At 54.0% G+C, this 24043-nt stretch carries 22 protein-coding genes and 1 tRNA gene; 11 read left to right on the top strand and 12 right to left on the bottom strand.

What is annotated here, in order from left to right:
- Positions 1-787 precede the first annotated feature (787 nt).
- A complete protein-coding gene (locus BMY01_RS16065; RefSeq protein ID WP_139176964.1) occupies positions 788-2377 on the top strand; it encodes a hypothetical protein in 1590 nt (529 codons plus the stop codon).
- A gap of 45 nt (positions 2378-2422) precedes the next feature.
- Here the strand turns inward: BMY01_RS16065 and chaB are convergent, their stop codons facing one another.
- Together chaB and BMY01_RS16055 are read right to left on the bottom strand one after the other, a co-directional pair.
- A complete protein-coding gene (gene chaB / locus BMY01_RS16060) occupies positions 2423-2653 on the bottom strand; it encodes a putative cation transport regulator ChaB (protein WP_074706340.1) in 231 nt (76 codons plus the stop codon).
- A 199-nt stretch (positions 2654-2852) separates the two neighbouring features.
- Positions 2853-2928 (bottom strand) — tRNA-Met (locus BMY01_RS16055).
- A gap of 210 nt (positions 2929-3138) precedes the next feature.
- Here BMY01_RS16055 and BMY01_RS16050 point away from each other — a divergent pair.
- Both BMY01_RS16050 and BMY01_RS16045 read left to right on the top strand, forming a co-directional pair.
- Entirely contained in the window at positions 3139-4308 is a 1170-nt protein-coding gene (locus tag BMY01_RS16050) for a UbiH/UbiF family hydroxylase (RefSeq protein ID WP_074749122.1), read from the top strand.
- Positions 4309-4395: 87 nt separating this feature from the next.
- A complete protein-coding gene (locus tag BMY01_RS16045; protein ID WP_074749121.1) occupies positions 4396-5115 on the top strand; it encodes a DsbC family protein in 720 nt (239 codons plus the stop codon).
- Between the two features lie 51 nt (positions 5116-5166).
- Here BMY01_RS16045 and mltA read toward each other — a convergent pair whose 3' ends face one another.
- On the bottom strand, positions 5167-6360 hold the full coding sequence (mltA, locus tag BMY01_RS16040) for a murein transglycosylase A (RefSeq protein ID WP_074749120.1): 1194 nt from the start codon (positions 6358-6360) through the stop codon (positions 5167-5169).
- Between the two features lie 89 nt (positions 6361-6449).
- Between mltA and BMY01_RS18665 the strand changes: the two genes are divergently transcribed.
- From BMY01_RS18665 to gdhA, 3 genes are read left to right on the top strand one after another with little or no spacing between them, the layout of a single operon-like run.
- Complete coding sequence (locus tag BMY01_RS18665) at positions 6450-6575, top strand: hypothetical protein (protein WP_256376984.1); 126 nt, start codon at positions 6450-6452, stop codon at positions 6573-6575.
- Positions 6576-6630: 55 nt separating this feature from the next.
- Positions 6631-6879: a hypothetical protein gene (locus BMY01_RS16035; RefSeq protein WP_074749119.1), complete on the top strand. Its 249-nt coding sequence runs from the start codon at positions 6631-6633 to the stop codon at positions 6877-6879.
- Between the two features lie 27 nt (positions 6880-6906).
- Positions 6907-8250: an NADP-specific glutamate dehydrogenase gene (gdhA, locus tag BMY01_RS16030; protein WP_074749118.1), complete on the top strand. Its 1344-nt coding sequence runs from the start codon at positions 6907-6909 to the stop codon at positions 8248-8250.
- A 103-nt stretch (positions 8251-8353) separates the two neighbouring features.
- Here the strand turns inward: gdhA and BMY01_RS16025 are convergent, their stop codons facing one another.
- Entirely contained in the window at positions 8354-9718 is a 1365-nt protein-coding gene (locus BMY01_RS16025; protein ID WP_074749117.1) for an NAD-dependent succinate-semialdehyde dehydrogenase, read from the bottom strand.
- 136 nt (positions 9719-9854) lie between these two features.
- Between BMY01_RS16025 and BMY01_RS16020 the strand changes: the two genes are divergently transcribed.
- From BMY01_RS16020 to BMY01_RS16010, 3 genes are read left to right on the top strand one after another with little or no spacing between them, the layout of a single operon-like run.
- Positions 9855-11789: a transglycosylase SLT domain-containing protein gene (locus tag BMY01_RS16020; protein WP_074749116.1), complete on the top strand. Its 1935-nt coding sequence runs from the start codon at positions 9855-9857 to the stop codon at positions 11787-11789.
- A gap of 10 nt (positions 11790-11799) precedes the next feature.
- On the top strand, positions 11800-12738 hold the full coding sequence (locus BMY01_RS16015) for a complex I NDUFA9 subunit family protein (protein WP_074749115.1): 939 nt from the start codon (positions 11800-11802) through the stop codon (positions 12736-12738).
- A 26-nt stretch (positions 12739-12764) separates the two neighbouring features.
- Complete coding sequence (locus tag BMY01_RS16010; RefSeq protein WP_074749114.1) at positions 12765-14006, top strand: multifunctional CCA addition/repair protein; 1242 nt, start codon at positions 12765-12767, stop codon at positions 14004-14006.
- A gap of 92 nt (positions 14007-14098) precedes the next feature.
- Here BMY01_RS16010 and msrA read toward each other — a convergent pair whose 3' ends face one another.
- From msrA to BMY01_RS15975, 7 genes are all read right to left on the bottom strand, one after another.
- Positions 14099-14575, bottom strand: coding sequence for a peptide-methionine (S)-S-oxide reductase MsrA (gene msrA / locus BMY01_RS16005; protein ID WP_074749113.1), 477 nt, complete (start codon positions 14573-14575; stop codon positions 14099-14101).
- Positions 14576-14681: 106 nt separating this feature from the next.
- The gene (locus BMY01_RS16000) at positions 14682-15476 is read right to left on the bottom strand and encodes an SDR family oxidoreductase (RefSeq protein ID WP_175463301.1); all 795 of its coding nucleotides are present in this window, start codon (positions 15474-15476) and stop codon (positions 14682-14684) included.
- A 9-nt stretch (positions 15477-15485) separates the two neighbouring features.
- Positions 15486-16133, bottom strand: a complete 648-nt coding sequence (locus BMY01_RS15995) for a thiol:disulfide interchange protein DsbA/DsbL (RefSeq protein WP_074749112.1) — start codon at positions 16131-16133, stop codon at positions 15486-15488.
- 82 nt (positions 16134-16215) lie between these two features.
- Positions 16216-16812: an SPOR domain-containing protein gene (locus BMY01_RS15990; protein ID WP_074749129.1), complete on the bottom strand. Its 597-nt coding sequence runs from the start codon at positions 16810-16812 to the stop codon at positions 16216-16218.
- Positions 16813-16826: 14 nt separating this feature from the next.
- Positions 16827-18572: an arginine--tRNA ligase gene (gene argS, locus BMY01_RS15985; RefSeq protein WP_074749111.1), complete on the bottom strand. Its 1746-nt coding sequence runs from the start codon at positions 18570-18572 to the stop codon at positions 16827-16829.
- Positions 18573-18671: 99 nt separating this feature from the next.
- Positions 18672-19709, bottom strand: a complete 1038-nt coding sequence (locus BMY01_RS15980; RefSeq protein ID WP_074749110.1) for a DUF2278 family protein — start codon at positions 19707-19709, stop codon at positions 18672-18674.
- Positions 19710-19885: 176 nt separating this feature from the next.
- Positions 19886-21154, bottom strand: a complete 1269-nt coding sequence (locus BMY01_RS15975) for a TIGR03790 family protein (protein ID WP_254772793.1) — start codon at positions 21152-21154, stop codon at positions 19886-19888.
- Positions 21155-21318: 164 nt separating this feature from the next.
- On the opposite strand from BMY01_RS15975, the gene BMY01_RS15970 reads away from it, so the two are divergent.
- Positions 21319-22437, top strand: coding sequence for a rhomboid family intramembrane serine protease (locus BMY01_RS15970; protein ID WP_074749127.1), 1119 nt, complete (start codon positions 21319-21321; stop codon positions 22435-22437).
- A 119-nt stretch (positions 22438-22556) separates the two neighbouring features.
- Here BMY01_RS15970 and BMY01_RS15965 read toward each other — a convergent pair whose 3' ends face one another.
- Positions 22557-22934, bottom strand: a complete 378-nt coding sequence (locus BMY01_RS15965; protein ID WP_074749109.1) for a Fur family transcriptional regulator — start codon at positions 22932-22934, stop codon at positions 22557-22559.
- Positions 22935-23087: 153 nt separating this feature from the next.
- Here BMY01_RS15965 and BMY01_RS15960 point away from each other — a divergent pair, with 153 nt between their 5' ends.
- Positions 23088-23930: an all3515 family Zur-repressed PEP-CTERM protein gene (locus BMY01_RS15960; protein WP_074749108.1), complete on the top strand. Its 843-nt coding sequence runs from the start codon at positions 23088-23090 to the stop codon at positions 23928-23930.
- Positions 23931-24043: the final 113 nt, after the last annotated feature.

Genomic DNA, 24043 nt, shown 5'->3' with positions numbered 1-24043 from the left:
GTGATAGTTTTTTGTACGGTCCTCATACATCCTCCAAGGATATGATGCATGATTTTTATCACATATCGGTGTGATGGGAAAGTTCGCGCCTCCGAAGGAACTGATGGGACTTACTGGAGAATGAAGGACACTGAATTCCTTTCATTTTGACCCAGCAGAGGTAGTCGTAGGAGGATCCATTGCCGACATCCTCAACCTGGAGAGGAGTTCTTCCTTAAACCAAGAGCAACAGCCTTTTCCTTAACTGGTATTCAGGTGACGGTGACCATACTGGCTTTCCGACCTTCTTGAACTTTACCGGGGAGACAACAAATCTTACGGTGACCGCGCACCTGAACGAGCTGATGGAGCTTGCTTAGTACAGGGGGGCCTATTTAGACACGTCTGGTGACGGGAAAGAGACGTCGTCCTTCCCTAATCCCTGAAGTTCTCCTTAAACGAATTCCAAAAATTGATGTGCTTCAGCTATTTTCGATTATGCTAGAGCCTGTTATTCATATTCGGCGCGCTAATTTCCTGTAGCAAAATTTTTGGAAACGACCAGATGCTCATCTCAAGAAGAAGAATTCCTTATCTGGTAGCCTTTTTATTGCTCCTCTCCATCCTTACTCCATATTCCGCAACAGCGCAGGATAATGAGCTGGAATGCAGACGCGACAGGAACGATTGTTTCCAGGCTTGCCGTCAATCCGATCCCGGGGGAACGGGCGATTGTTATCGGGTAAATTGCCTTCAAAACTACCGTGACTGCATCCAAAAACAAAGTCGGGCTGGGGAGAAGCACCAATTGCCGACTAGCGGTGCGAAGCATACTTCCTCTACGCCAACTCCCTCAACCCTCTCACTGCAAACCGAATCAGAACCGGTAGGAATACAAACGAGTCTCCGTCCGAATATAACCCTCCGGGTAATGGTAGAGAACGCAAAAGCGAAAATTCTGATTCCCACTGCGACCGACTGGTGCGGTCAAACGGTAACCTTGGCCCTGCTTACACGCAAGCAGGAAGACTATTTCGGGCGGGATTACCGCGACATGTTTGGCGCCGAACCGGAAGTCATAACCGAACTCAAACGGACCTGTCCGCAAGCTCGCACGATAAATTTTTACGGCTTATTCGGTACAGGCAATGGCAATGGGACAGACGAGATTTTTGATGCACCCGTGTGGTATTACTTTCAAGCAAGCGAAAAATACGACTGGCACGTTGAAGATTGGCTGGAAAGACGTCGCAGCGGTGAAATGTCTCCTGTCTTCACGATTACCCAAGACAAAGCGCCACTCCGGGAACCTAATCTTCCCACCAGAGACCGACAGCTGATACAGGAGCTTTACACACTTCTGACAGATGTCGAGGCAAACACTTCCAGTCTCAAATTCGAGCAATTTCAGAAGGTAACCATCAAGGAATTTACTCCACGCTTGCGCGAACTCGCAGCCTCGGCGCTAGCGCAGTATGATCGGCTTCCATCGCAAGGTCGGCTACGTGCTGAGGCGCTTGAAGAATTGGACGAAGGCGCTGGAGGAGCGGCACTGGTTCTGGCATGGCGTTGGCTGAGAATTCCCGATAAAAAACGTAGTGCACCTATCACCCTGGGAATGATGCTAGAAAACGAACAGGAAAGAATGAGCTGGCAGAATGCGTTCTACACGACCGATCCGGTCGATACCGTATTCCAGCGTCTTGGACAGCATTTCGGGAGCATACGCGCCTACAACCCCCCCTCAAAGGCCAGAATCGACACATCTGCACTCAAGGCCTACATATCAGCCAAACCAGCTTCCAAGTCGTCAAAACGGGGAGCAGCGCCGGTAGTGAATTCAACAGCTCCTTCCACAATAACCTATTATTTTGGAACGCCGGGAATGATCGCGGCCGCCAGAATCGGGGCAGATGTCGGCCGCGGGGTGGGAGAAGCAGCTTCCATTCTTGTTGCTGCGTACATGAAATCGCAGCTCCAGGATACTCAGGTGAGAAAAGCGCGTGAAAGATTCTGGAGCTGTCATTACCAACGATGTCCCGAATATGCACAGGTGTACATGGAGTACTCGGAAGCTCTCTTGCAAAAGGATGTGCTTTATTTTAACGGCTACGTCGCAGCTAAAGCACTGCCCCTGATGCAGAACGGGTTTCTCCAGAAAATAGGAAGCCCCGGACTCGGCTATATTGACGGCGGAATCATACATGGCTGCTGGGGGGATTATGAGACTGCGGCGAAAAAATTGATGGAAAAAGTTATCGCAGCGCAACAAGACGAAGCCGTCAGATCGGAAGACAGCATGGTCGGTTTTCTCCAGAGCGACTCCTTTCAGCGTTGGCAACAATGTCGGGACTCGGCAGAAATGGCCATGCGGCCGCGTGGGGAATTTTTCAGGTAAACAAGATGGTCACGCAGTGACTGGCATTTATCACTGCCCTAAGATTTATGATTTCTTCTTGCGCCATTCGTCGCCATCTTTCTCATATTCCTTTTTTACGGCCGCCCAGGCTACCTTGTGCGCCGTTTCTTCGCGTGAAGCATGTCCCCTGCGCTCATCCGGGTCCTTATACTCATCCCAGGCGTTATTGAAAGCGGCCCTGTATATTTCCTGCGCATGCTTTGGCAGGACATTGGTAACGTTGTCCGGAAGATCTTTCAATGTATCGTATGGCATGACGCTTCTCCTGAACCTGCGTTGAAAAAATGGCGTCCGGTTTCCGGTGAAAAAACAAGGATACAAATTCAATATAGCAGGCATGCCCGATGACGCTGCAAGCATTGATTCGCAGATATCCGCTCGGCTTGCGGAATGGAACAGGCAGGGGGAGATACAAACAAAAAATGGACTGGCGAGAATACCAACCCATTCAGAGTGGTAGCGAATCCCAGATTCGAACTGGGGACCAACGGATTATGATTCCGCTGCTCTAACCACTGAGCTAATTCGCCACGTGTTTATATGGAAGGTCTGGCATTATGCCTTCGCACCACATTCCTGTCAAGATTCGGAATGGCGTTACCAATTCATCCAATTGATTGATTCAATTATCAAAATAGGGGGAGCGTAACTGTTGTTCATAAATCCACCCAGGCGAAAAACGGACTTATCGCCTTATCCATGCATCCCCGCGCAGCGGAAAGCGGCTGTATAATGGTTCCATGAAATTCGATGTCGTTATCGTGGGGGGCGGATTGGTTGGGGCAAGCCTGGCGCTTGCCCTCAAGGATAGCGGTCTGAGAATAGCGCTGGTTGAATTCCGCCCCGTACCGCCGCTTCCCGCCGATGAGGGCTGGGACAGCAGAGTCTACGCCATCAGTCCGGGTAGCGCTGCATTCCTGCAAAACCTGGGCGTGTGGGACGCTCTCGACCAAGAGCGTGTGACTCCTGTTTACAATATGGCAATCTTCGGCGACGACAACGCAGCGCGGCTGGATTTCAGCGCCTATAATATCGGTGTCCCTGAACTGGCTTTCATAGTGGAGAACCGCCAGCTCCAGCACGCCGCCTGGAAGGGGCTCAAATGCCGGGAAAATCCAATCAAGGTTTTTTGTCCCGCGCAATGTTCTATGATGCTCCGCGCCGAGTCTCACGCCGAACTGCATCTCGATGATGGAACTGTCGTGCAGACAGGGTTGATCGTTGGGGCGGACGGGGTGAATTCCTGGGTACGCGAACAGGCAGGTATTGAAGTGTCGCGGCATTCCTACCAGCAGATGGGCGTGGTGGCAAACTTCGATGCAACGCGCCACCATAATAACGTTGCCCATCAGTGGTTTCGGCGCGATGGCGTGCTGGCGCTGCTGCCGATGCCCGGCAGGCTGGTGTCCATGGTATGGTCTACAAGGGAAGAACTCGCGCAAACGATGCTCGCGCTACCTGAAAAGGAATTATGCGAGCGCATCGTCCGGGCTTCGCAACATGTCCTGGGCGAGATGCGGCTCGTTACGCGCCCTGCCGCTTTCCCCCTGAATTTTGTACATGTGAAAAAGCTGGCCCAGCCGCATCTTGCGCTCATCGGCGACGCAGCACATGGCATCCATCCTCTTGCGGGACAAGGCGTGAATCTCGGTTTACGCGATGCGCAGGAACTCGCCTCTGTCATCCGCTCGCGCGGACTGCAATCGGATTGCGGGGATTACCTGTTGCTGCGCCGTTATGAACGCGCCCGCAAGGAAGACATCCTGGCCATGGAACTGGTTACCGATAGCTTGCAGAAGCTGTTCAACCATACTCACCCGACGCTCATTCGCCTGCGCAATCTAGGTCTGGAAATCACCAACCGATTGCCTCTGATAAAAGACCGCTTGATGCAGCAGGCATTAAGTTGAACCGATTTTTTTCCTTCCGTCCCATCAGAACAACTGCACAACTACAGGCCGTCCGGCTGCATCCCCATCCAAAACGGAGTAAAGACCATGCGTTCAAAACTCGTTTCCCTCGCTTTGCCTTCTCTATTGCTATGCTTTCTTTCCAGCGCTTCCGCTGACGAGGCATCCCTGAAAAAAGCACTTCAGGCAAATTTTCCCGGAGAGAAGGTCGAAAGCATAAAAAAAACGCCCTATCTCGGTCTATATGAAGTGGTGGTGGGAGGGGAATTGTTCTATACGGACGACAAGGCTTCGTACCTTTTTTTCGGTCACGTAATTGATCCGAAAACGAAGGAAAGCCTGACTTCCGAACGCTTGCAACAGATCAAGGAGGCTCGACGCATAGATGTAGGCTCTCTTCCCCTGGAGCATGCGATCAAGGCGGTCAAGGGGAATGGGAAACGCAAGCTTGTCGTTTTCTCCGACCCGAACTGCCCTTTTTGCAAACGTCTGGAAAAGGAACTGGTTAACGTAACGGATGTAACGATATATACCCTGCTTTATCCAGTGCTGAACGGTTCGACCCCGACCGCAACGGCGATATGGTGCTCCGAGGACAGGCTCAAGGCCTGGGAAGATTTCATGCTCAGGAATATTGTGCCGGCCAGCAAGGATTGCGCTACACCCATAGATGTGATTCTCAAGGCAGGGAAAGAAAACGATATAAGCGGTACGCCTACCCTGATTTTTGCCAACGGCTCGGTAACTCCCGGATTGATTCCCGCGGAGACCATAGAAAAGAAATTAAACGCGACCCCCGCGAAATAGATAAATCGATGACAGGCGCTGGGAAGCGCCTGCATCCTCCTATTCGCGGATTTATTTGGAGCTTCCCAGTATTCGCGCTGCAGGTGGAAGGTCTTTGGGCAGATATTCCACGGGCATCAATACCCACATCCTCCCCGTCTGCCTCATCTTCCCCGCCTTCTCCGCTGCGTCAGGGCCAAATCCCCAGAAAAAATCCGCCCGCACATTCCCTTTGATTGCTCCCCCGGTATCCTGCGCCACCATCAACCGTTGAAGCTGCTCATCGGTATTTGGCCAGGTAGTGGAAAGAAAGACCGGAGCACCTTGCGGGATCACACGCGGATCCACCGCAAGGCTTCTTCCAGCCGTAAGAGGCACACCCATGGAGCCGAGGGGGCCCGCTATCGTGCCCGGCAGTTCGCGGAAAAAGACGAAGCTTGAATTCTGATGCAAGATATTCGGCAACTTCCGGGGATTCTTCTGCCCCCAGGCCTTGATTCCCTGCATCGAGGCCCTTTCCAGGGGTAATTCGCCGCGATCCACCAGCAACTTCCCGATGGATCTGTATGGGTGGCCGTTTTGATCCGCGTACCCCACCCTCACGATCTCGCCATTTTCAAGCTCCACCCGACCGGAACCCTGAATCTGCAGAAAAAACAGATCGACCTCGTCATCCACCCAGAGCAGTTCTTTTCCCTGTAGCACTGGGGGATTGCCGGATATTTCGGCCCGGCTATAGAAGGGGACCACCTTGCGCCCTTCGAGTCGTCCCCGCAATCGCATGTTTTTGAGCTGGGGATAGACGGAACTCAGATCCACTATCAGCAGTTCTTCAGGGGTTGTGTAAAGCGGATACCGGTAACGGGCGGACGGTGTGCGGCTCCCCTTGAGCAGAGGCTCGTAATAACCGGTGATAAGACCGTTCTCGGTCCCATCAGGATTCAATACCTGATAGGGAACAAAATAGCTTTCAAAAAACTGGCGCACCGTATCGCTATCCTGTCCTCTCATGGAATCAGCCTGAATGCAGGCTTCCTGCCATAGCGCCTTTTTTTTCAAAACGGTGCAGCTCTGAAGGAACGCATCCAGTGCCGGCACAATCTCGTCATCCCTCCAGCCCTCTACTGTGTCCCAGTCAGTGGCTTTGAGCACAGGCATGGGCTGGGGTTCGGCCGATTTCTCCGTGACACGGGGAGTAGGAATGATATTGCAGGCGCCGAGCAACAGTAGCGCGACAACAGTAAGTGTGCGTAATTGGTCTTTCATGAGGTTTTGGGTTAAAGTTTCATCTTGGAAATCTCTGAACGAGCAATCCCGCTCGCGGCGGCATCAGAGGCTTCCCCTTAATATACATCATGGTTGATCCTATGTGGATATTACTGCTTGAAGCCGGCGTAGCGCTGTCGCTACTGATTCTCGTCGTCTGGTGGACGACAAGACCCGGAAAGAAGGATGAGAATGAGGACAATAATAAAGAGTAAGGACTTCAGGATCCCGGACTGACAGTTGAAAGGCGGACGAGAGGATAACAGGAATATGATAACGAAGAACAAGAACCCCTCTGGTCCATCGCGCCTTGACTTGTCCGTTCGCTTTCCCTGGGAACACCTTATTGAAATGATTTTTGAAAGCCTGTTGCCGGAAAACAAGACGCTCGATGCTTCGATGTTTCACCTCTTCTACACGTCCCGCGCATCCAGCTTTCCATCGCGCAATTTTGAACATAAATTCAGTGCGATTCCGCAAGTTATTTGGCAGAATACCTGTCTTGGGAAAATGGTTTAGCACAAGAGGACATAAGGGGAATAACCAATGAAATATCGCAGTTTCGAGGAATTCTGCGCGTACGTCGCGGAGCATAATCCGGGGCAGCCCGAATATCTCCAGGCAGTGACGGAAGTCATGGAGAGCCTCTGGCCCTTTATCACGAAAAACCCTCGTTATGCGGAACACGGTATTCTCGACCGTCTCGTAGAGCCGGAGCGAATAATCATTTTTCGTGTGTCCTGGGTGGATGATCGGGGGGAGGTGAAGGTCAATCGAGGCTACCGCATACAACACAGCTCTTCCATTGGCCCTTATAAGGGTGGCACCCGCTTTCATCCCTCGGTAAACCTTTCCATTCTCAAATTCCTGGCGTTCGAGCAAACGTTCAAGAACGCGCTTACGACACTTCCTATGGGGGGTGGCAAGGGTGGCGCCGATTTCAACCCCAGGGACCGTAGTCCCGGGGAGATCATGCGCTTCTGTCAGGCCTATATGACTGAGCTGTTCCGGCATATCGGCTCGGATGTCGATGTACCGGCAGGCGATATCGGCGTGGGGGGACGGGAAGTAGGTTTCATGGCAGGGATGATGAAAAAACTTTCCAATCGTGCTGACTGCGTCTTCACCGGAAAGGGATTGAGTTTCGGGGGGTCCCTCATTCGTCCGGAAGCTACCGGCTACGGTACTGTCTACTTTGCCGAGGAGATGCTCAAGCAATCCGGGCGCTCGCTGGAAGGCATGCGCGTTGCGGTTTCGGGTTCGGGAAACGTGGCGCAATATGCGGTGGAGAAGGCGATGGCGCTGGGCGCCAAAGTGATAACGGTTTCCGATTCAGACGGCACTGTAGTGGATGAAGAAGGTTTTACTCCCGAAAAGCTCGCTGAACTGATGGATGTGAAGAATAAGCAGTATGGCCGTATCAATGCCTACGCAGAGCGTGTGAAAGCCAATTTTATTCCCGGTAAAAGACCGTGGCATGTTCCTGTAGAGGTCGCGCTGCCCTGCGCCACACAGAACGAGCTGAATGAAGAGGACGCTGCCCTGCTTATCAGGAACGGCGTGGTATGCGTGGCAGAGGGCGCCAACATGCCTTCCACCGCAGAGGCGGTAAAGCAATTCGAGCGCAGCGGGGTTCTTTTTGCACCCGGCAAGGCCAGCAATGCCGGCGGCGTGGCCACTTCCGGCCTGGAAATGAGCCAAAACGCCATGCGTCTTTCCTGGCAGCGGGAAGAAGTGGACGCGCGATTGCTCCAGATCATGCAGGCTATCCACCACTCCTGCACGGAGCACGGGCGGCGCGAAGATGGCACTATCAGCTACGTCAATGGGGCGAATGTGGCAGGTTTCGTAAAGGTGGCGGATGCGATGATAGGTCAGGGTGTGATCTAGGGCCTGATCCAACAGTCCCTGGTCTCGATTCCACCCATTCCTGTTTCAAGGAGGGGGAAGAGAAAACGGGATGAGTTCGCGCTGTAATGGGCTTTTTGTAGAGTCATCGTACCCATACGGTTTTTACATTAACGAATTCCCGGATGCCATGGTAGGATAGTTCCCTACCGAATCCGGAGTTCTTGGTTCCCCCGAAAGGAAGGCGTGGATCTGACCTGACCATGCTATTGATAAAGCTGCAACCCGCCTGAATTCGATGCGCCAAATCCTCGGCGTGCTCGGTATCGCGGCTCCAGATGCTGGAGCCGAGCCCGAAGCGGGTATCGTTGGCAATGCGAATGGCATCTTCCTCGTCCGTCGCGCGTATCACGGCCGCCACCGGCCCGAATAATTCCTCATGATAAGCTCTCATCCCGGGTGTTACGTCATCCAGAATGGACGGGAGATAGAATGCCCCCTCTCCCTCCCGCGGTTCGCACCCGAGAACCACTTGGGCCCCCTGTGCAATCGAATCGGTCACTTGCTGATGCAGGTTTTCGCGCAGATCGAGTCTTGCCATCGGACCGATCTGCGTCGCTTCGTTCAGGGGATCGCCTATTTTCAATTCTTTTGTTTTTTTTATAAACAGGGCATTAAACTCATTGGCAATGTCGGCCACAAGTATAATGCGCTTTGCGGCAATACATGACTGCCCACAATTCTGAAAGCGCGATCTCACCGCAAAGGTAGCGGCAAGTTCCAGGTCCGCATCTTTCAGAACGATAAACGCATCCGACCCGCCAAGTTCCATCACACACTTCTTCAAATGCTGTCCCGCGTGGGAAGCTATTTCCCGGCCCGCCCGCTCAGAGCCCGTGAGTGTCACCGCCTGCACGTGATGGCTGGCGATAACCTCACCCACCTCAGACGACTCTATCAGGAGCGCGCTGAAAAGATGCGGGGGAAAACCGGCATCCTGGAACAGCCGTTCGAGCGCCAGGGCACACTGCGGAACATTCGATGCATGTTTCAGCACACAACCGTTTCCCGCCATGAGTGTGGGGGCAGCGAAGCGGATCACCTGGAAAAAAGGAAAATTCCAGGGCATTACGCCCAGGACGACTCCAAGAGGCTCATAGCACACGTAACTTTTGCCGGCACCGGTCTGAACCATCTCGACCTGCATGAAATGCTCGGCGTGCACTGCATAATAATCACAGACAAGCGCGCACTTTTCCACCTCTGCACGACCTTCGCGCACAGGCTTGCCCATTTCCGCGGCTATAAGAATGGCATATTCAGCCGCCCGTTCATGCAAGAGGCTGGCGGCTCTGTGCATAAGCTCTGCGCGCTCGGCAAAACTCAGGCCCGCCCACCCAGGCTGCGCACAATATGTTTGCTCCAGCGCTTCGGCCAGACGGTCGCGATTCCAGCTCATATAGGTTTTCAATGTCTCATTGGTTGCCGGATTCAAACTGATGTATGGCATGATGTGCTATTCTTGAAGTAGAACCCGAATGGGGACAGAAGCTGGTAAAAGGAAGTAAAGAAAAACAGCTTTCAAGTGAACCTGGAGCAGATACGCTCTTCAATTTTTTCCCTCGATTACTAATGTATAGCAGGTTATGAAGAAACTGTTGATCGGGCTGTTTTTGGCAACAACCTCCACTGCAACGTATGCAGCCGCAAGAAATCAGGACTTCCTTGCCCTGAAGCACGCGTATCAGGCCGGCAACACCGCGCGCGTGAATATGTATGCGCAGCGGCTGCGAGGGCATGTGCTTGAACCTTATGGAGCGTATTATCAACTGCGACCGCAACTCTGGAATCCGAAGCTGAGCCCGGAGACTGTCAAGCAGTTTATCGAGAAATATCACGATAGCCCTCTCAGCGACCGCCTGCTGGGAGAATGGCTGAAGGTCCTGGGCTGGACCGAGCGGTGGGATCTTTTCGCAGAAAACTATCCGCGCATGGTCAACAAGGATGTCGAACTGGTCTGCTATTCTCTTCAACAGCGCCTGGCGGCAGGTGATCGCACCATCTATAAGGAGGCATTTCCGTTATGGTTCAACGCGCGCGAGATGCCGCACAGCTGTAATCAGATATTCGATGTACTGATAACCGCCGGGACGCTGACGGACGAGGATATCTGGGCACGGCTGCGTCTTGCGCTCGAGTCCGGCAATGTCAGCGCGGCAAAACGCATCAATGAATACCTGCCCAAAAATCAGCGTCTGAACGAACGCAACCTGAATGCCGCCACAGAAAATCCTCTTCGCTATCTGGAAAGGCATCGGCGTGAGATCAAGACACGCTCCGATCGGGAAATTGCACTTTTCGCCATGGTGCGCTTGCTCCGCAGCGGGCTCGATCAGGCGCATGCTTATTGGCCGAGGATACGCGACCGCTTCGGCGCACCTGACCAGGCCTATTTTCTGGTGCAACTTGCAGACCAGGGGGCCCGGCGGCTGGACCCGCGCGCATTGCAGTGGTTTGGAGAAGCCGCCAATACGCACAAGTCTGTTCCTCTCACCGACGCCCAGCTTGGCTGGAAAACCCGCACCGCCTTGCGTGCCGGGGACTGGAATCTCGTCCTGGATACGATCGAGACCATGTCGGCGGCGGAACAGAAAGAGGGGGTCTGGCGTTACTGGAAAGCACGGGCGTTGAAAGCTAAAGGAAAAATGAAGGAAGCAAACGCCATTCTTGCACCGTTGAGCAGCGAGCATCATTTTTACGGACAACTGGCCGAAGAGGAGTTGGGCGTTACCATCGGTGCTCCTGCGGAATCCTTCAAGCCGACGGCGAAAGAAATTTCCGCAATGGAGCGGACGCCTGGAATCGCGCGCGCGTTGGCCTTCTACAACTTGGATTTGCGTTCGGAGGCGGCCCAGGAATGGATTTGGGCCGTGCGAAAATTTGACGACCATGAGCTACTGGCGGCGGCGGAAGTTGCCCGTCGTCACGGGCACTACGACCGTGCCATCAATACCGCCGACAGAACCGTGCAGCGCCACGATTTTCACCTGAGGTTCCTTGCACCGCATAGAGATGCAATGCGCAACATCCTGAAGCAGCAGGAACTCGACGAAGCATGGGTCTACGGGCTCATTCGCCAGGAGAGCCGCTTCGTCAGCGATGCCAAGTCCAGCGCCGGCGCTCTGGGTCTGATGCAACTGATGCCCGGTACGGCAAAGTGGGCATCCAAACAAATGGGGCTGAGAAAGTATCGTCCAAGCCGGGTGACGGAGGTAAATACCAACCTGACGCTGGGCACCTATTATATGAAACACGTGCTATCCCTGTTCGACAACCAGTCGCTGGCTTCGGCCGCATACAACGCCGGTCCGAGCCGAGTATGGCAGTGGCGTGATGAGAAGCCGCTGGAGGGCGCCATTTATGCGGAAACGATCCCCTTCAATGAAACGCGCGATTATGTCAAAAAGGTGATGAGCAACTCCATGTATTACGCCCGCAACTTCGGGCATCAGGTCAAGGCGCTGAAGCAGCGCCTGGGTATTGTGTCGTCCCGCTTCGGGAGTGAAAAAGTGTCGGAGTGAGGGGTCTGACATGACATTCAAGAGTGTCTGCATTTTCGGCGGCAGTGGCTTCGTCGGGAAACATCTCGCAAATTTCCTGACCGACCGGGAAATCTACCTGCGTATTCCCACACGAAACTACGAGCGTGCAAAGGAATTGCTGGAGATACCCACTACCGACCTGATCGAGGTCGACATCTACGACGATAGAGACCTCGACCGGCTGCTCCTCGGCATCGATGCCGTGATCAACCTGGTAGGCGTGTTGCAGGGCGACTTTCATGCTGCCCATGCCGAGCTGCCGCAAAAGATCATCGCAGCGTGTAAACGCAATGGCATTACCCGGATACTGCATATGAGCGCCCTGAAGGCCGGGCCAGGTCAACCGAGTGAGTATTTGCGCTCAAAGGGGGAGGGAGAACAGATCGTAAGGACATCCGGGATGGATGCAACTGTTTTCAGGCCGTCAGTCATATTTGGTCCAGGCGACTCCTCGATCAATCTGTTTGCCAAGCTGGGACGCCTGCCGGTTTTGCCGCTGGCCTCACCCCATGCGAAATTCCAGCCGATCTTCGTCATGGATGTCGTGCGGGCATTTGCGCTCAGTCTGGATGAGCCGCGTACTTTCGGACGAAGCTACGACCTATGCGGACCGAAGTGCTATAGCCTGCGCGAACTGGTGGAGTATGCGGCGCATGTGACGGGACATGATCCTGCCATCATCGGGCTTGGAGACGCCCTTTCCCACCTCGAAGCAGCAGTGATGGAGATACTGCCCGGAAAACTGATGAGCGTCGATAATTACTATTCGATGAAGATCGACAGCGTGTGCGACTGCGATAGCCCCGAGGCACTGCTGGAAGTCTGGGGAATCCACCCTACGGCACTTGAAGAAGCAGCACCGATATATCTGAAACATCAGTTGCCCCGTGAACGTTACGACTATCTGCGGCATTGGTCGGGGCGTTGAGATAGATTCATACAGATAATTCCGGAATGAAAACCTACCTGGTGGGCGGCTCGGTGCGTGACGAGATACTGGGCCTGCCCGTAACGGATCATGATTATGTGGTTGTCGGCGTTTCGCCGGAAGAAATGGTACATCTGGGCTTTCGCCCGGTAGGAAAAGATTTTCCTGTTTTTCTCCACCCGCAAAGTCAGGAACAATACGCGCTGGCACGCACGGAGCGCAAGGTTTCGCGCGGCTACAAAGGGTTTGAGGTTTATGCTTCCCCCGAAGTTACGCTACAGGAGGATCTGGCGCGCCGTGACCTGACGATAAACGCAATCGCCAAAGATGAGCACGGCAACATCATCGACCCTTTCGGCGGGATCGCTGATCTGGAAGCCGGCGTGCTCCGCCATATCGGCCCCGCATTCACTGAAGACCCGGTGCGTGTCCTGCGTACCGCTCGCTTTGCCGCACGTTTCGGTTTCCATATCGCACCCGAAACACTGGCACTGATGAACGAAATGGTCCATAACGGGGAGGTGGACGCCCTGGTGCCGGAGCGGGTATGGCAGGAGCTTGCACGCGGCTTGATGGAGCACCACCCTTCACGCATGTTTTACGCGCTGCGCGACTGCGGCGCCCTCACCCGTATCATGCCTGAAGTGGACGCCTTGTTCGGCGTGCCGCAACCACCGCAGCATCACCCCGAAATCGATACCGGGGTACACGTGATGATGGTGATCGATTATGCCGCTTCGAGGAACTATTCCCTGCCGGTCCGATTTGCCGCACTCACCCACGATCTCGGTAAAGGCACGACTCCTCCGGAAGAATGGCCGCGCCATATCGGACACGAAGCGCGCAGCGTCAAACTGGTGCAGGGCTTATGCGAACGCATCAACCCTCCCAACGAAATGCGGAACCTGGCATTGCTGGTGGCCCGCTATCACGGAGACGTGCACCGCGCTGCCGAACTGCGGCCTGTCACCATCGCCAACCTGCTTCAGGGAGTGGATGCCTATCGCAAACCTGAGCGCTTCGAAGAATTTCTGCAAGCCTGCTCGTGTGATTTTCATGGACGCCCGGGCTACGCGACACAGCCTTATCCTCAGGCGGATCGATTCCGCGAAGCGTTTCAGGCGGCCAGAAGCGTGGATGCGGGGGCGATTGCCAAAGACCTGGCAAGAAGTGTTTCCGATCCCAGCCGCCTGCCTGTCGCTATTAACACCCGGGTAAGCGAAACCCGTATCGCTGAAATCAGAAACCGTCTTGAAAGCCTGGCCTGAATGTCGCTTTTCCCTTCCACAAGCCTGCCCTGAGCCACTAAAATTTGCGCCAGGCAAAACCGGCAGAGGGTTTCTTATCGCTGAGTCAGCGCTCACATAGGGCAATGTCCGGAAATACCGCGCTTTTCGAGGTAGCGCTGATGATATTCCTCAGCAGGATAAAAATCTGAGACAGGTGTAATTTCAGTCACGACCGGTGCGAGCCAGCGGCCGCTTTGCTCCAGTTTTTCCTTCGACGCTCGCGCCGCACTCTCCTGTTCGGGAGTGTAAAAGAATATGGCGGAGCGGTACTGTTTACCCACGTCCGGTCCCTGCCGGTTGAGCGTAGTGGGATTATGGCAGTTCCAGAAGACGTCGAGCAACTCATCATAGCTGACCCGCGACGGATCGTATTCCACCTGCACTACCTCGGCGTGGCCGGTTTTATCAGTGCATACGTCGCGATAGGAGGGATTTTTCACATGGCCGCCGGAGTAGCCGCTGGTAACCTCCTTTACGCCTTTGACAGCACGAAAAGCGGCCTCCACACCCCAAAAGCAGCCTGCTCCAAAAATCGCTTTTTCTGTCATTGCTGTACCTCTATGTCATGTAAATCCAGTTCGACGGACTGACTACATCGTTTAATAATCAACCGGTTAAATGGAGTTTCCCCCGCGCAAATCAATCGGGAACCTGCTAATTTTCCTTGTGGCCTTTGTGGTCTTTATGGTTTATGCGAAGCTTACGCGGCGCATTGGCGAATAGCCGGTCGTACAGGAAATTGGGAAGCAACCGCAAGACTCGCGCGACAATTGCCATCTGCCACGGTATTACGGCAAACGATTTCTTGCGCTCGATAATGCCGACGATCTTTCGGGCGGCGTCGTCCGCGGTCAGCATGAAGGGCATGGGGAAGGGATTATCGGCTGTCATGGGCGTTACAACATAGCCGGGGCAAATGGTTATGACGGAGAGGCCGCTTCCGTGCAATTCCACGCGGAGGCTTTCCAGGTAGCTGATTGCAGCCGCCTTGGAAGCTGAGTAGGCGCCGCTGCCGGGCAGGCCGCGATACCCGGCGACACTTGCAATTCCGACCAGACTACCCTGTCCGACTGTGCGCATGGTCGAAACAAAGGGCTGGAAGAGGTTCACCATGCCGACAACATTCGTGGCGAGAATATCCTCGAAAACCTCCTTGTCTTCGGCACATTCGGTAAGGTTGCCGTGACTGATGCCCGCGTTGGCGATGACGATATCGGGACAACCATGACGGACGGTAAAATCTTCTGCCGCAGCCTGCAGAGCAGCAGCATCACGCACATCGGCGACGTAGAGGGATACTTCCGCTTCCGCCCTCTCCGTCGCAAGGCTCTCCAGCAAATCCGCCCGCCGCGCAATCAGGCCGAGCGTTGCGCCACTGTCGGCGTAATGGCGCGCCAGTGCCCTCCCCAGCCCGGTGGAGGCGCCACTGATAATGACTTTTAGGGTCAACGGAAGAAGCTATTTTCCGGTCCGTTCCTTGCGCACTTTCTGTATCAACTCTTCCATGGTCCGAATGGTATCGTCCGGCGTACTGCCCATTCTGCCACTCGTGAGATATCTGCCATCCACCGCTATCGCAGGCACACCGGTAAGACCATAATCCTTCGAGAAATGCATGGATCTGGAGAGTTGATTCTGTACCGAGAACGAATTGTAGACATCTATAAATTTCTGACGGTCTATTCCCTGTTTTGCAATCCAGTCGAACAGCACGTCCTCCTTGCCCAGGTCTATCCCGTTTTTGTGAATGGCATCGTAGACCTTGTCATGCAGCCGATCTTTTTCTCCGAGCGCTTCCAGCGCATAAAACGTTTTTGCGGCCGGTGCCCAGGTGGGACGAAAAACCGCCGGAACATAGCGGAAGCTGACATCCGCGGGCTTGTTCTTGAGCCAGGCCTTGATGCGTGGATGCAACTCGTAGCAGTGCGGACAGCCGTACCAGAAAAATTCCATGACTTCTATATTCTTTCCCCCTTCCGTTGGAAAAGGACGGGGCAGGACCGTGTAATCCTTTCCTTCGACGATATCCGCGTGAGCAGGGAAAATTGACGGAAAGTTCATACCGACCAGCAACAGGAATGCCGTAAGCAGCCGCAGTAAATTCATATTTTTCTCCTTCAGTTGGAGGCCCCGAGATTGGTGAATCATTTATCGGCCACGTCTTGGCGCTGTGCTCCCCTATGTTCCCCTACGCTCCCTCATGCACCCTGATGGGGCTGGTCTGAACGCCGTTCTGCTGAAGCGATGCACGAACCCGGTTCATGTCATCGACATTGGAAAAAGGTCCTACGCGTACGCGGTGCCACAGCCCTTTTTGCGGGACTTCGGCAGTCTGGACAGCCGCTTCCACTCCCAGCATCGCCAGCTTCGCTTTCATATTGTCGGCGTCATTCGGATTCTGGAATGCTCCCGCTTGAAGAAAGTACTTATCCTGAGAGGTCGGCGGCTGCTTTGCAGCCTGTTTCAGTTGCTGCTCGGTGACGGGTTCCTCTGTAGCAGGAAGAATATTATAAAATTCAAAGCGCGGTTTGCTATCGGACGCTTTCGCGGTTTTGTCTTCGATGCCAGCCGCTTCCCCTTCTTTTTCAGGCTTATCCGCAGCATCTCCGTTTGCAGAGCCCTCGGCCACCTTATCCTGAGAGATAAAGGGACTGGGTGCCTGGCTCATGTACATCCAGGTGCCCATGGCGGTGAGAAGACCCAGAACATAGCCGATAAACATCCCGAAAAAGAGGGTGCCTGTTTTCTTTCCCGAGTAGAGAGGTGTTTTATAATCTCGATTCAAGTAAGGATGCGTCATCACATTTTAGCTGGCGCGCTCACGCCCAATAGTTTAAGACCGTTATTCAATACCTGTCTGACCGCGGCCACAAGCGCCAATCTCGCAAGGCGGACCGCCATCTCCGGCACCAGGAAACGAGTAGAATTATAGTAACTGTGGAACTCCCCTGCCAGTTCCTTCAAGTAAAAGGCAATCAGATGGGGAGAGAATTCCCTCGCTGCGGCTTCGACCGTTTCGGGATAGTCGATCAGCTTCTGCAACAGGGAGAGTTCCGCAGGACCGGTTAATGCAGAAGTGTCGGCTGTAACCAGCATGCCTGGATCTTCCCCCCACTGTTCCAGCACGCTGCAAACCCTTGCATGCGCATATTGCACGTAATACACCGGGTTATCGGTGCTTTGCGACTTTGCCAGGTCCAGGTCGAAATCGAGATGCTGATCGCTCTTGCGTAATACGTAAAAAAAGCGTGCCGCATCGGTTCCCACTTCCTGACGCAACTCCCGCAAGGTGACAAATTCTCCCGCCCGGGTGGACATGGGCACCTTCTTGCCATCACGGTAAAGTACGGCAAACTGCACCAGAGCAATTTCAAGTTTCTCGGGATCGAGCGCCAATGCCTGCATGGCGCCTTTCACCCGTGAAATGTAGCCGTGATGGTCCGCACCCCAGATATCGATCACGCGGTCGAACCCGCGTGAGAATTTGTTGAGGTGATAGGCAATATCAGAGGCAAAATAGGTGAACTGGCCGTTTTCGCGCTGCACCACCCTATCCTTTTCGTCACCGAAATGGCTGGAGCGGAACCATTTGGCGCCATCCTGCTGATACAGGTAATTGCCTTCTTCGAGCAGGTGAACAGCCTGAGCCACACCTCCGCTGTCGAATAAGGATTGCTCGGAAAACCAGATGTCGAAGGTAACGCCGAACTCCATCAGATCGTTGCGGCAATCCCCCAATTGCTCATTCAGAACGAAGTTATGGATATAGGCATAATCCTGCCCCAGCAGCTTTTTCGCGTTGGCAATCAATCCATCAAGGGCAGCCTCCGTGTCCGCTTCCGATCCGGCAACACTATCAAACAGCAGTTCCGGCTCATGCACATAACGGCCGGCATGGGCTTTATGAATCAGCCTTGCCATATCACGCACATACTCCCCCTGGTAGGCATTGGGCGGAAAGGCTGACGCGACGCCGTTCAGTTCCAGATAGCGCAGCCAGGTGGAAAGCGCAAGAATATCCATCTGCCGGCCGGCATCGTTAATGTAATACTCGCGTGTCACAGAATAACCTGCAGCCGCAAGCACGTTGGCAAGGCTTGCGCCAAACGCCGCACCTCTGCCGTGTCCTACATGCAGCGGACCCGTGGGATTGGCTGAAACGAACTCAACCTGGATTTTTTCCCCTGCGCCCATGTTGCTGTGACCAAACTTCTCGCCGCTCTCCAGCACATATCGCGAAAACTGCTGCTTGGCCGAAGTCGTGAGAAACAGGTTGATAAAACCTGCGCCTGCAATCTCGACTTTTTCCAGATAAGGGGATGCGGCGAGTGCGGTGGCAAGAGATTGCGCAATGCCGCGCGGCTTTTGACGCAATGGCTTGGCCAGTTGCATCGCCAGGTTGCAAGAATAATCGCCATGGCTTGACTGCCTCGGACGGGCAAATTCTATATCGAGATTCAGGTCCGCCAATCCCCCGTCATTCAGGGCGTTGCGCAGGATATCGGTAAAGTGGGATTTGAAGTTAGGCTGAACAGGGGGAGTCACGACAACCTTCTCGGCTGTTACACAGCCGCTATTATAACGGGCTCCGGCCAAGTTACACGCGCCAGTTTGTCCTGATCAAATGGATAAATCGCGGCCTTGCTAAAAAACGATCGTCCACCCCGGCTGATTTGCCTGCTGTTTGGTATAGGACACGCCATGCACCTTCAAACCGTTCTGGTTCAGCAAGGTGATGATTCCTCCCTTGTTGGACAGCGCGACCGGAGGTTGAATATCGATCCGAAGCGTGGCACCCGGCTCTATGGTACCGCTCAACGGCATTTTCGCCTTCTGCTTGTCAGCCAGTTGCCAGCCCGCCAGGGAAATGGCGCGATCACTTGTGTTCAATATATTGATCCACTCCTTTTCGGGAGATTCGATCGAATTAACCATTGCCGAAACAATGCGCACCAGTCCATCCGGCAGTGCTTCGGTTGGCTGCGGCACGATCGGATCCGGATTCCTCGATTCTCCCTCTTCACCTTCGGCCAACGTATGGCCGGTCCGGTCATCGGTATGCCAGCTTTGCGACTGAAATTTCAAGAAAACAGCCGTCCACTGTTGCTGGAGAGGAAAATGGAACAGTGCGCCGCCATCCTGCCACACTCCATCATCCTTAATAAAGCTTCCGACATTTCCCTGGTTCATGTGAATATCGTGTATGCCGTTACCGGGTAGAAAACCAAAGTACTTATCCGCCTTGTTGCTCTCCGGTCCCCATCTTTCACCAAAGGCGTAAACCAAGGCCTCTTCGTCCGCCATCGCGCGCTGCACGATCTGATCGAACTTCTCGTTCAGGTCATTATCGGGGCCGGGAAGATCGTGTGGAAGTGGCGTCATCATCCCGGGTTGCAGGAGGTTGCCGCGGATCAAATCAAGCGCGCCCGAGTCGGAATTGGGTGCCAGCCGGCTAAATCCGCTGGGAAGCGCCTCTACCGTCGAGGTGAGCGGATGGACAAAAAAAGGCTTGATGTAATACATCAGCTCGGATGGAGCCAGCTGCGATCGCACGTTGATCGCAATGCGGTAGTGGGTCCCGGCCTCATCCACAATATGAATCTGATAGTGAGGAGATGATCCCGAACCTAAACGGCGGCCTATTGCCCTGCCTTTCAGAACACCATAATTATTGAGCGGCATATTCTTCTCCACGGTTTATTCAGTGATCTGCTTATTCAGCATAGCTGCAAACCCAGCTATCCGCTCTTCGAATACCGCTTCGATCGAGCCCCTTTACCCCCTATGCCTATGCGGTTGGTCTCTTCACAAATCCATCCCCGCCTTCGGACAACATTTACCATTTCAACCGACAACATTTACCATTTCAACCGCAGGTAGCCTTCTGTTTGATTGAAATTGAAGCGTAGTCGATTCATGCCACGCCGGATCGCGAACTGCCTGGGCGATGGCTTGAACGGTCCGGCGGCTGAACGGGACTGCTCGATTCGAAGTCGTGTTTCGCGTGGCGAGAAAATGCGTAATTCGAACTGCCCGGTGCGAATTTCCTGCAACTCCGGCGCAAATGGCCGCGCGAGCGGCTCTCCTATGAACACGCCCTCTCCCGGCCATGCCACGCTCTTCCAGTAAGCTTCGAGGGCGCTTGCACCAAGCGCGTAATGAAACATGGCAATAGCGGGAAAAGGAAATTTCTGCATATGGCTGCAGGGTTCCACCACCGTCCCATAACTGGCCGTGGCTCCGGCTTCAAGCCATTGCAGGCTGCTCATCTGGCTTGAACCTGTAAGCTGCCCTCCCGCCGAGGTCAGATGGTCCGCCAATGCGCCCGGCAAAAAATCCAGCGTATCGAGTTGCGGTACCCGAACCAGTCCCGTGAAGTAAAATAGAACGTCGTGCCGATCGGTAATCGCATCCGTTTCAAGAATCTCGATGGGAAAAACGCCGTTCAGTTGCTGTGCCGTCATTTCGAAATAATTCGCGCGCACGCTTCGCGCCTTGTCAGAAGTAATGACAAGATAGGCGTGTCCTGCGGGGAAAGTGTGATCGGCCGCCACCCCGCGATCGATCAGCGATTTGACCTGTTCGAAATCGAGTCCCGCCAACATCATCGCCGGCCTCAACTGGTGGTCACTGACAGGATGATGACTCGGCGAATTGAAATAGGGACTGGCGGCAGTTGCGCCGCAATTAAAGGAACAATACTTCTCGTCGAATCCGAAAGCCAGCGCAGAAGTCAGCGACATGCAATCCACCCGGTAGGGAAGGGTCCAGGCCACTGCGTAGGCCTGGACGTGCGCGGGCACCTTCTGGTCTATCTCGGCTTTCAGTTCCTGAAACTCCTCCCGTGACAGTGCGGTTCGACCGGGAGGAAACTGTAAATGAATCATATTGGCCGCCGGAATGCCGCGTGCCTCGCGGTAGTACTGTCCAATCTGCACTGAAAGAGGATCACTGTCATTGATGATGACGGCGACATCGTCAGAGGTAAGGTTGGTTTGCGGCAACTGGATGTGCGTTTCGGCCCTGCCTTTCGACGGGAGCGATAACAACATGACAAGTGGAGTGACGACAAGGAGCGCAACCCGCATTGCCAGAAGAAAGCTGGATTTGCTACCGGCGCGCTGCATCTCTCTGGGTCAGGCGCAGTATCCGCTGCACTCGGCAGGTGGAAAAGCATCCAGGAAACCAATGCCCCGAAAAGAGGATCAGAGAGGGATTGTTATTCCTTATTGCATCAATACGTTTCATCCGTATGCATCATAATGATTCCAGAAGAACAGGTCTACCTTCCATGCTGTCACTCCATGATCTTCTTCACCGGCAGGTTCCTCGAGTTCCAGTAACGAAGCTGCTGGTGGCGACCAACCTGCTGATCTTTGTAGCCATGCTTGCCAGCGGAGCAGGCTTGTGGCACTCATCCAACGGCGTACAACTCGCCTGGGGCGCCAATTTCGGTCCCGCTACCCAGGATGGGGAGTGGTGGCGCCTCGGGACCGCCATGTTCCTTCATTTTGGCCTGGTCCATCTCACATTAAACCTCTGGGCTCTCTGGGATGCAGGCCAGCTGGTTGAACGCATGTACGGGCACGCGCGCTTTACCGCCCTCTACTTTGCCAGCGGTCTTGCCGGCAATCTGCTCTCGCTGGTTGCCCATAAAGGCTTGGCTATCTCCGGCGGCGCTTCAGGCGCCATTTTCGGCCTATATGGCGCCCTGCTGGTATTTCTCTGGGGCGAGCGGGGCAAGCTGCATCCCCACGAGTTCCGATGGTTTTTCTGGGGCGCCACGGCTTTTGCAATTGTCAGCCTCGGGCTCGGCCTGGCAATTACCGGTATCGATAACGCTGCTCACATCGGCGGCTTCGTGACCGGTCTGCTCGGAGGAATAATATTTGCAGACCCCAACAGGGTGAGCGGAAAGTCTTCTCACGTGTTCAGCAGCCGCCTTTCCTCTATAAGCATTCTTGCACTGGCCGTCTTCACGCTGATCGTTCGGGTTCCACCTCCCGCCTATAAGTGGAGCGAGGAAGTATTGGCGCGCAAGGAAATCGGCAATTTTCTGCGCGATGACCGGGCGATCACCCAGGCTTGGCAGCATATACTCGATGAGGCCAGGCGAGGAGGAATCTCCTTTGACGAACTGGCGGGCCAAATCGATACTGCGGTGGGTAATCCCTATGAAGAAAGCTTCGAGCAGCTTTCGGAACTCCCACCTGATCCCGCATTGCCTTCTGCCGCTACGGTAGAAATGCTGCGAGACTACGCCGAACGCCGCAGGGATGCGTCCCGCGCCCTTGCGGAAGGCCTGCGCACCCACAATCCCGCGCAAATCCGCCACGCGCTGGAAATGGCGAGGCAGCCGCTCCAGTTACCCAAGCTCTCCCCGCCAACTCCGTCCGCCCTACCCCGCTGACGCCGCCCGATTCCGTGTTTCGCCAAGATGAGACACGCAAGCCTACGTCAGATGACAGTTGAGTTCGTTGCGTTGGTATCGCGGCATCCGTGTTGGGAATGCCGTAGCTTTGATGGATTTCAATGTTTGGGAACGCAATCGCTACACTGCCCATAAAGAATCAGGTCATATTTATCGATCACGAAGTTGCGGGGTACGTGAAGATTGTTCTTTTTGATGTTGTCGTGAATGTCGAATACCTTGCTGCAGGTACTGCACTTGAAGTGATAGTGGTCATCCAGCCTGGCCATTTCGTATCGGTCCGCTTCACCTGGCAGCTTGACGGGCAGAATGTGTCCTTCTGCTACGAGATCCCTCAATGTCCGGTAAACGGTAGCAATACTCAGAGAGGATACCGCAGCCTTTCCTGCCGCAAGTATTTCCTGTGTCGAAAGCGGCCTTCCTGCCCCTGAAATGACATCAAGAATTGCATCCCGCTGCCGAGTATTACGTTCCATGGATTTGCCTCAACAATATCATCCCATATCTATATAGATATTATCCGATTCGCAAGCCTCTTAACTCCTATTATGTCACTAACAGCCTTGACCGAATACTATTGCTATTGATATATTGTTATCACTAACAATAACTGAAGAAAGAGGAGATAGATGAGCCTTACATCGAAAAGCAGTATCCTGGGACTGGTCGCTTTGGCGCTGACGCCATTCCCCTCTTCGGCAGCTTCGAGGCATAATGAGGGAATCGGGTTCTATATTGGCTATGATGGGCTGTCAACGATAGCTTCCGGGACGTATGCCGGATTACCCAATCCGAACTCGAACCGTCTGACTCTTTTGCTCAATCACGGCAACCATTTCCATGGTATCGGGACATACAGTTACACTGGGCCAGCCGCTTCGCCCGACATACTGTCAACCACCACGAATAATCGCATTCCTGAGATTTCTTCCAAGGAAGAACCTCTTCTGCTGGCACAAGGGAATGGAATCTACGCAGATACGTTGCGAACAAATGTTAGCAGTTCGGAATATAGCTATCTCGGCATAGCTTCCATTCAGTCACTTGCCAACCACCCCTCAGGCAGTATGGAAGACGTTCTTCTCCACAGCAGTGATAACCGCTGGTCAGGTCAATTGAATGATGTGGAAATCGGACTCAGGCTGATCGAGAACACGCCTGGACTACATATCGGGACGGAAATGACGAAGGACATCTACGGCGGCGGCAATATATTTACCCTCGGAGCAGGCAATGATTTCGAGTTCAAGCCGGTTTATTGGGTCGATGCAGCGGCTCCCGCGGGCATTTACTCGGCAACATTCGAATTGCTGAATACGGAAACAGGTTCGTCCATCCTGGACTCGGGCACATTCCATTTCGATTTCAAGGTTTCGCCTATACCCGAACCGCACACTTACGCAATGCTCCTGGCGGGTTTGCTCCTGTCGGGATCGATAGTGCGAAGGCGGGTGCACTGGCTGCACTACTGATACTTCCCCTGCTCTTTCCCGTAAATAAAAGTCTCATTCTGAGGAAGCACGTCCGAAAGTAGAACAAGCGGATCGATGAGTGAGACTCCATTCAGCTAAACCAACCAGGATCA

Origin of the sequence: Nitrosospira multiformis (assembly GCF_900110185.1) — a bacterium.
Classification (GTDB): domain Bacteria; phylum Pseudomonadota; class Gammaproteobacteria; order Burkholderiales; family Nitrosomonadaceae; genus Nitrosospira; species Nitrosospira multiformis_A.
The sequence above is the reverse complement of the archived record's forward strand: the minus strand, read 5'-3'. Positions and strand labels throughout refer to the sequence as shown.

Coding starts and splice junctions, on each gene's coding strand:
- chaB (WP_074706340.1), bottom strand. CDS start 2,653: ATGCCATACGATACATTGAAAGATCTTCCGGACAACGTTACCAATGTC.
- BMY01_RS16050 (WP_074749122.1), top strand. CDS start 3,139: ATGAAATTCGATGTCGTTATCGTGGGGGGCGGATTGGTTGGGGCAAGC.
- BMY01_RS16045 (WP_074749121.1), top strand. CDS start 4,396: ATGCGTTCAAAACTCGTTTCCCTCGCTTTGCCTTCTCTATTGCTATGC.
- mltA (WP_074749120.1), bottom strand. CDS start 6,360: ATGAAAGACCAATTACGCACACTTACTGTTGTCGCGCTACTGTTGCTC.
- BMY01_RS18665 (WP_256376984.1), top strand. CDS start 6,450: ATGGTTGATCCTATGTGGATATTACTGCTTGAAGCCGGCGTAGCGCTG.
- BMY01_RS16035 (WP_074749119.1), top strand. CDS start 6,631: ATGATAACGAAGAACAAGAACCCCTCTGGTCCATCGCGCCTTGACTTG.
- gdhA (WP_074749118.1), top strand. CDS start 6,907: ATGAAATATCGCAGTTTCGAGGAATTCTGCGCGTACGTCGCGGAGCAT.
- BMY01_RS16025 (WP_074749117.1), bottom strand. CDS start 9,718: ATGCCATACATCAGTTTGAATCCGGCAACCAATGAGACATTGAAAACC.
- BMY01_RS16020 (WP_074749116.1), top strand. CDS start 9,855: ATGAAGAAACTGTTGATCGGGCTGTTTTTGGCAACAACCTCCACTGCA.
- BMY01_RS16015 (WP_074749115.1), top strand. CDS start 11,800: ATGACATTCAAGAGTGTCTGCATTTTCGGCGGCAGTGGCTTCGTCGGG.
- BMY01_RS16010 (WP_074749114.1), top strand. CDS start 12,765: ATGAAAACCTACCTGGTGGGCGGCTCGGTGCGTGACGAGATACTGGGC.
- msrA (WP_074749113.1), bottom strand. CDS start 14,575: ATGACAGAAAAAGCGATTTTTGGAGCAGGCTGCTTTTGGGGTGTGGAG.
- BMY01_RS15995 (WP_074749112.1), bottom strand. CDS start 16,133: ATGAATTTACTGCGGCTGCTTACGGCATTCCTGTTGCTGGTCGGTATG.
- BMY01_RS15980 (WP_074749110.1), bottom strand. CDS start 19,709: ATGCCGCTCAATAATTATGGTGTTCTGAAAGGCAGGGCAATAGGCCGC.
- BMY01_RS15975 (WP_254772793.1), bottom strand. CDS start 21,154: ATGCAGCGCGCCGGTAGCAAATCCAGCTTTCTTCTGGCAATGCGGGTT.
- BMY01_RS15970 (WP_074749127.1), top strand. CDS start 21,319: ATGCTGTCACTCCATGATCTTCTTCACCGGCAGGTTCCTCGAGTTCCA.
- BMY01_RS15965 (WP_074749109.1), bottom strand. CDS start 22,934: ATGGAACGTAATACTCGGCAGCGGGATGCAATTCTTGATGTCATTTCA.
- BMY01_RS15960 (WP_074749108.1), top strand. CDS start 23,088: ATGAGCCTTACATCGAAAAGCAGTATCCTGGGACTGGTCGCTTTGGCG.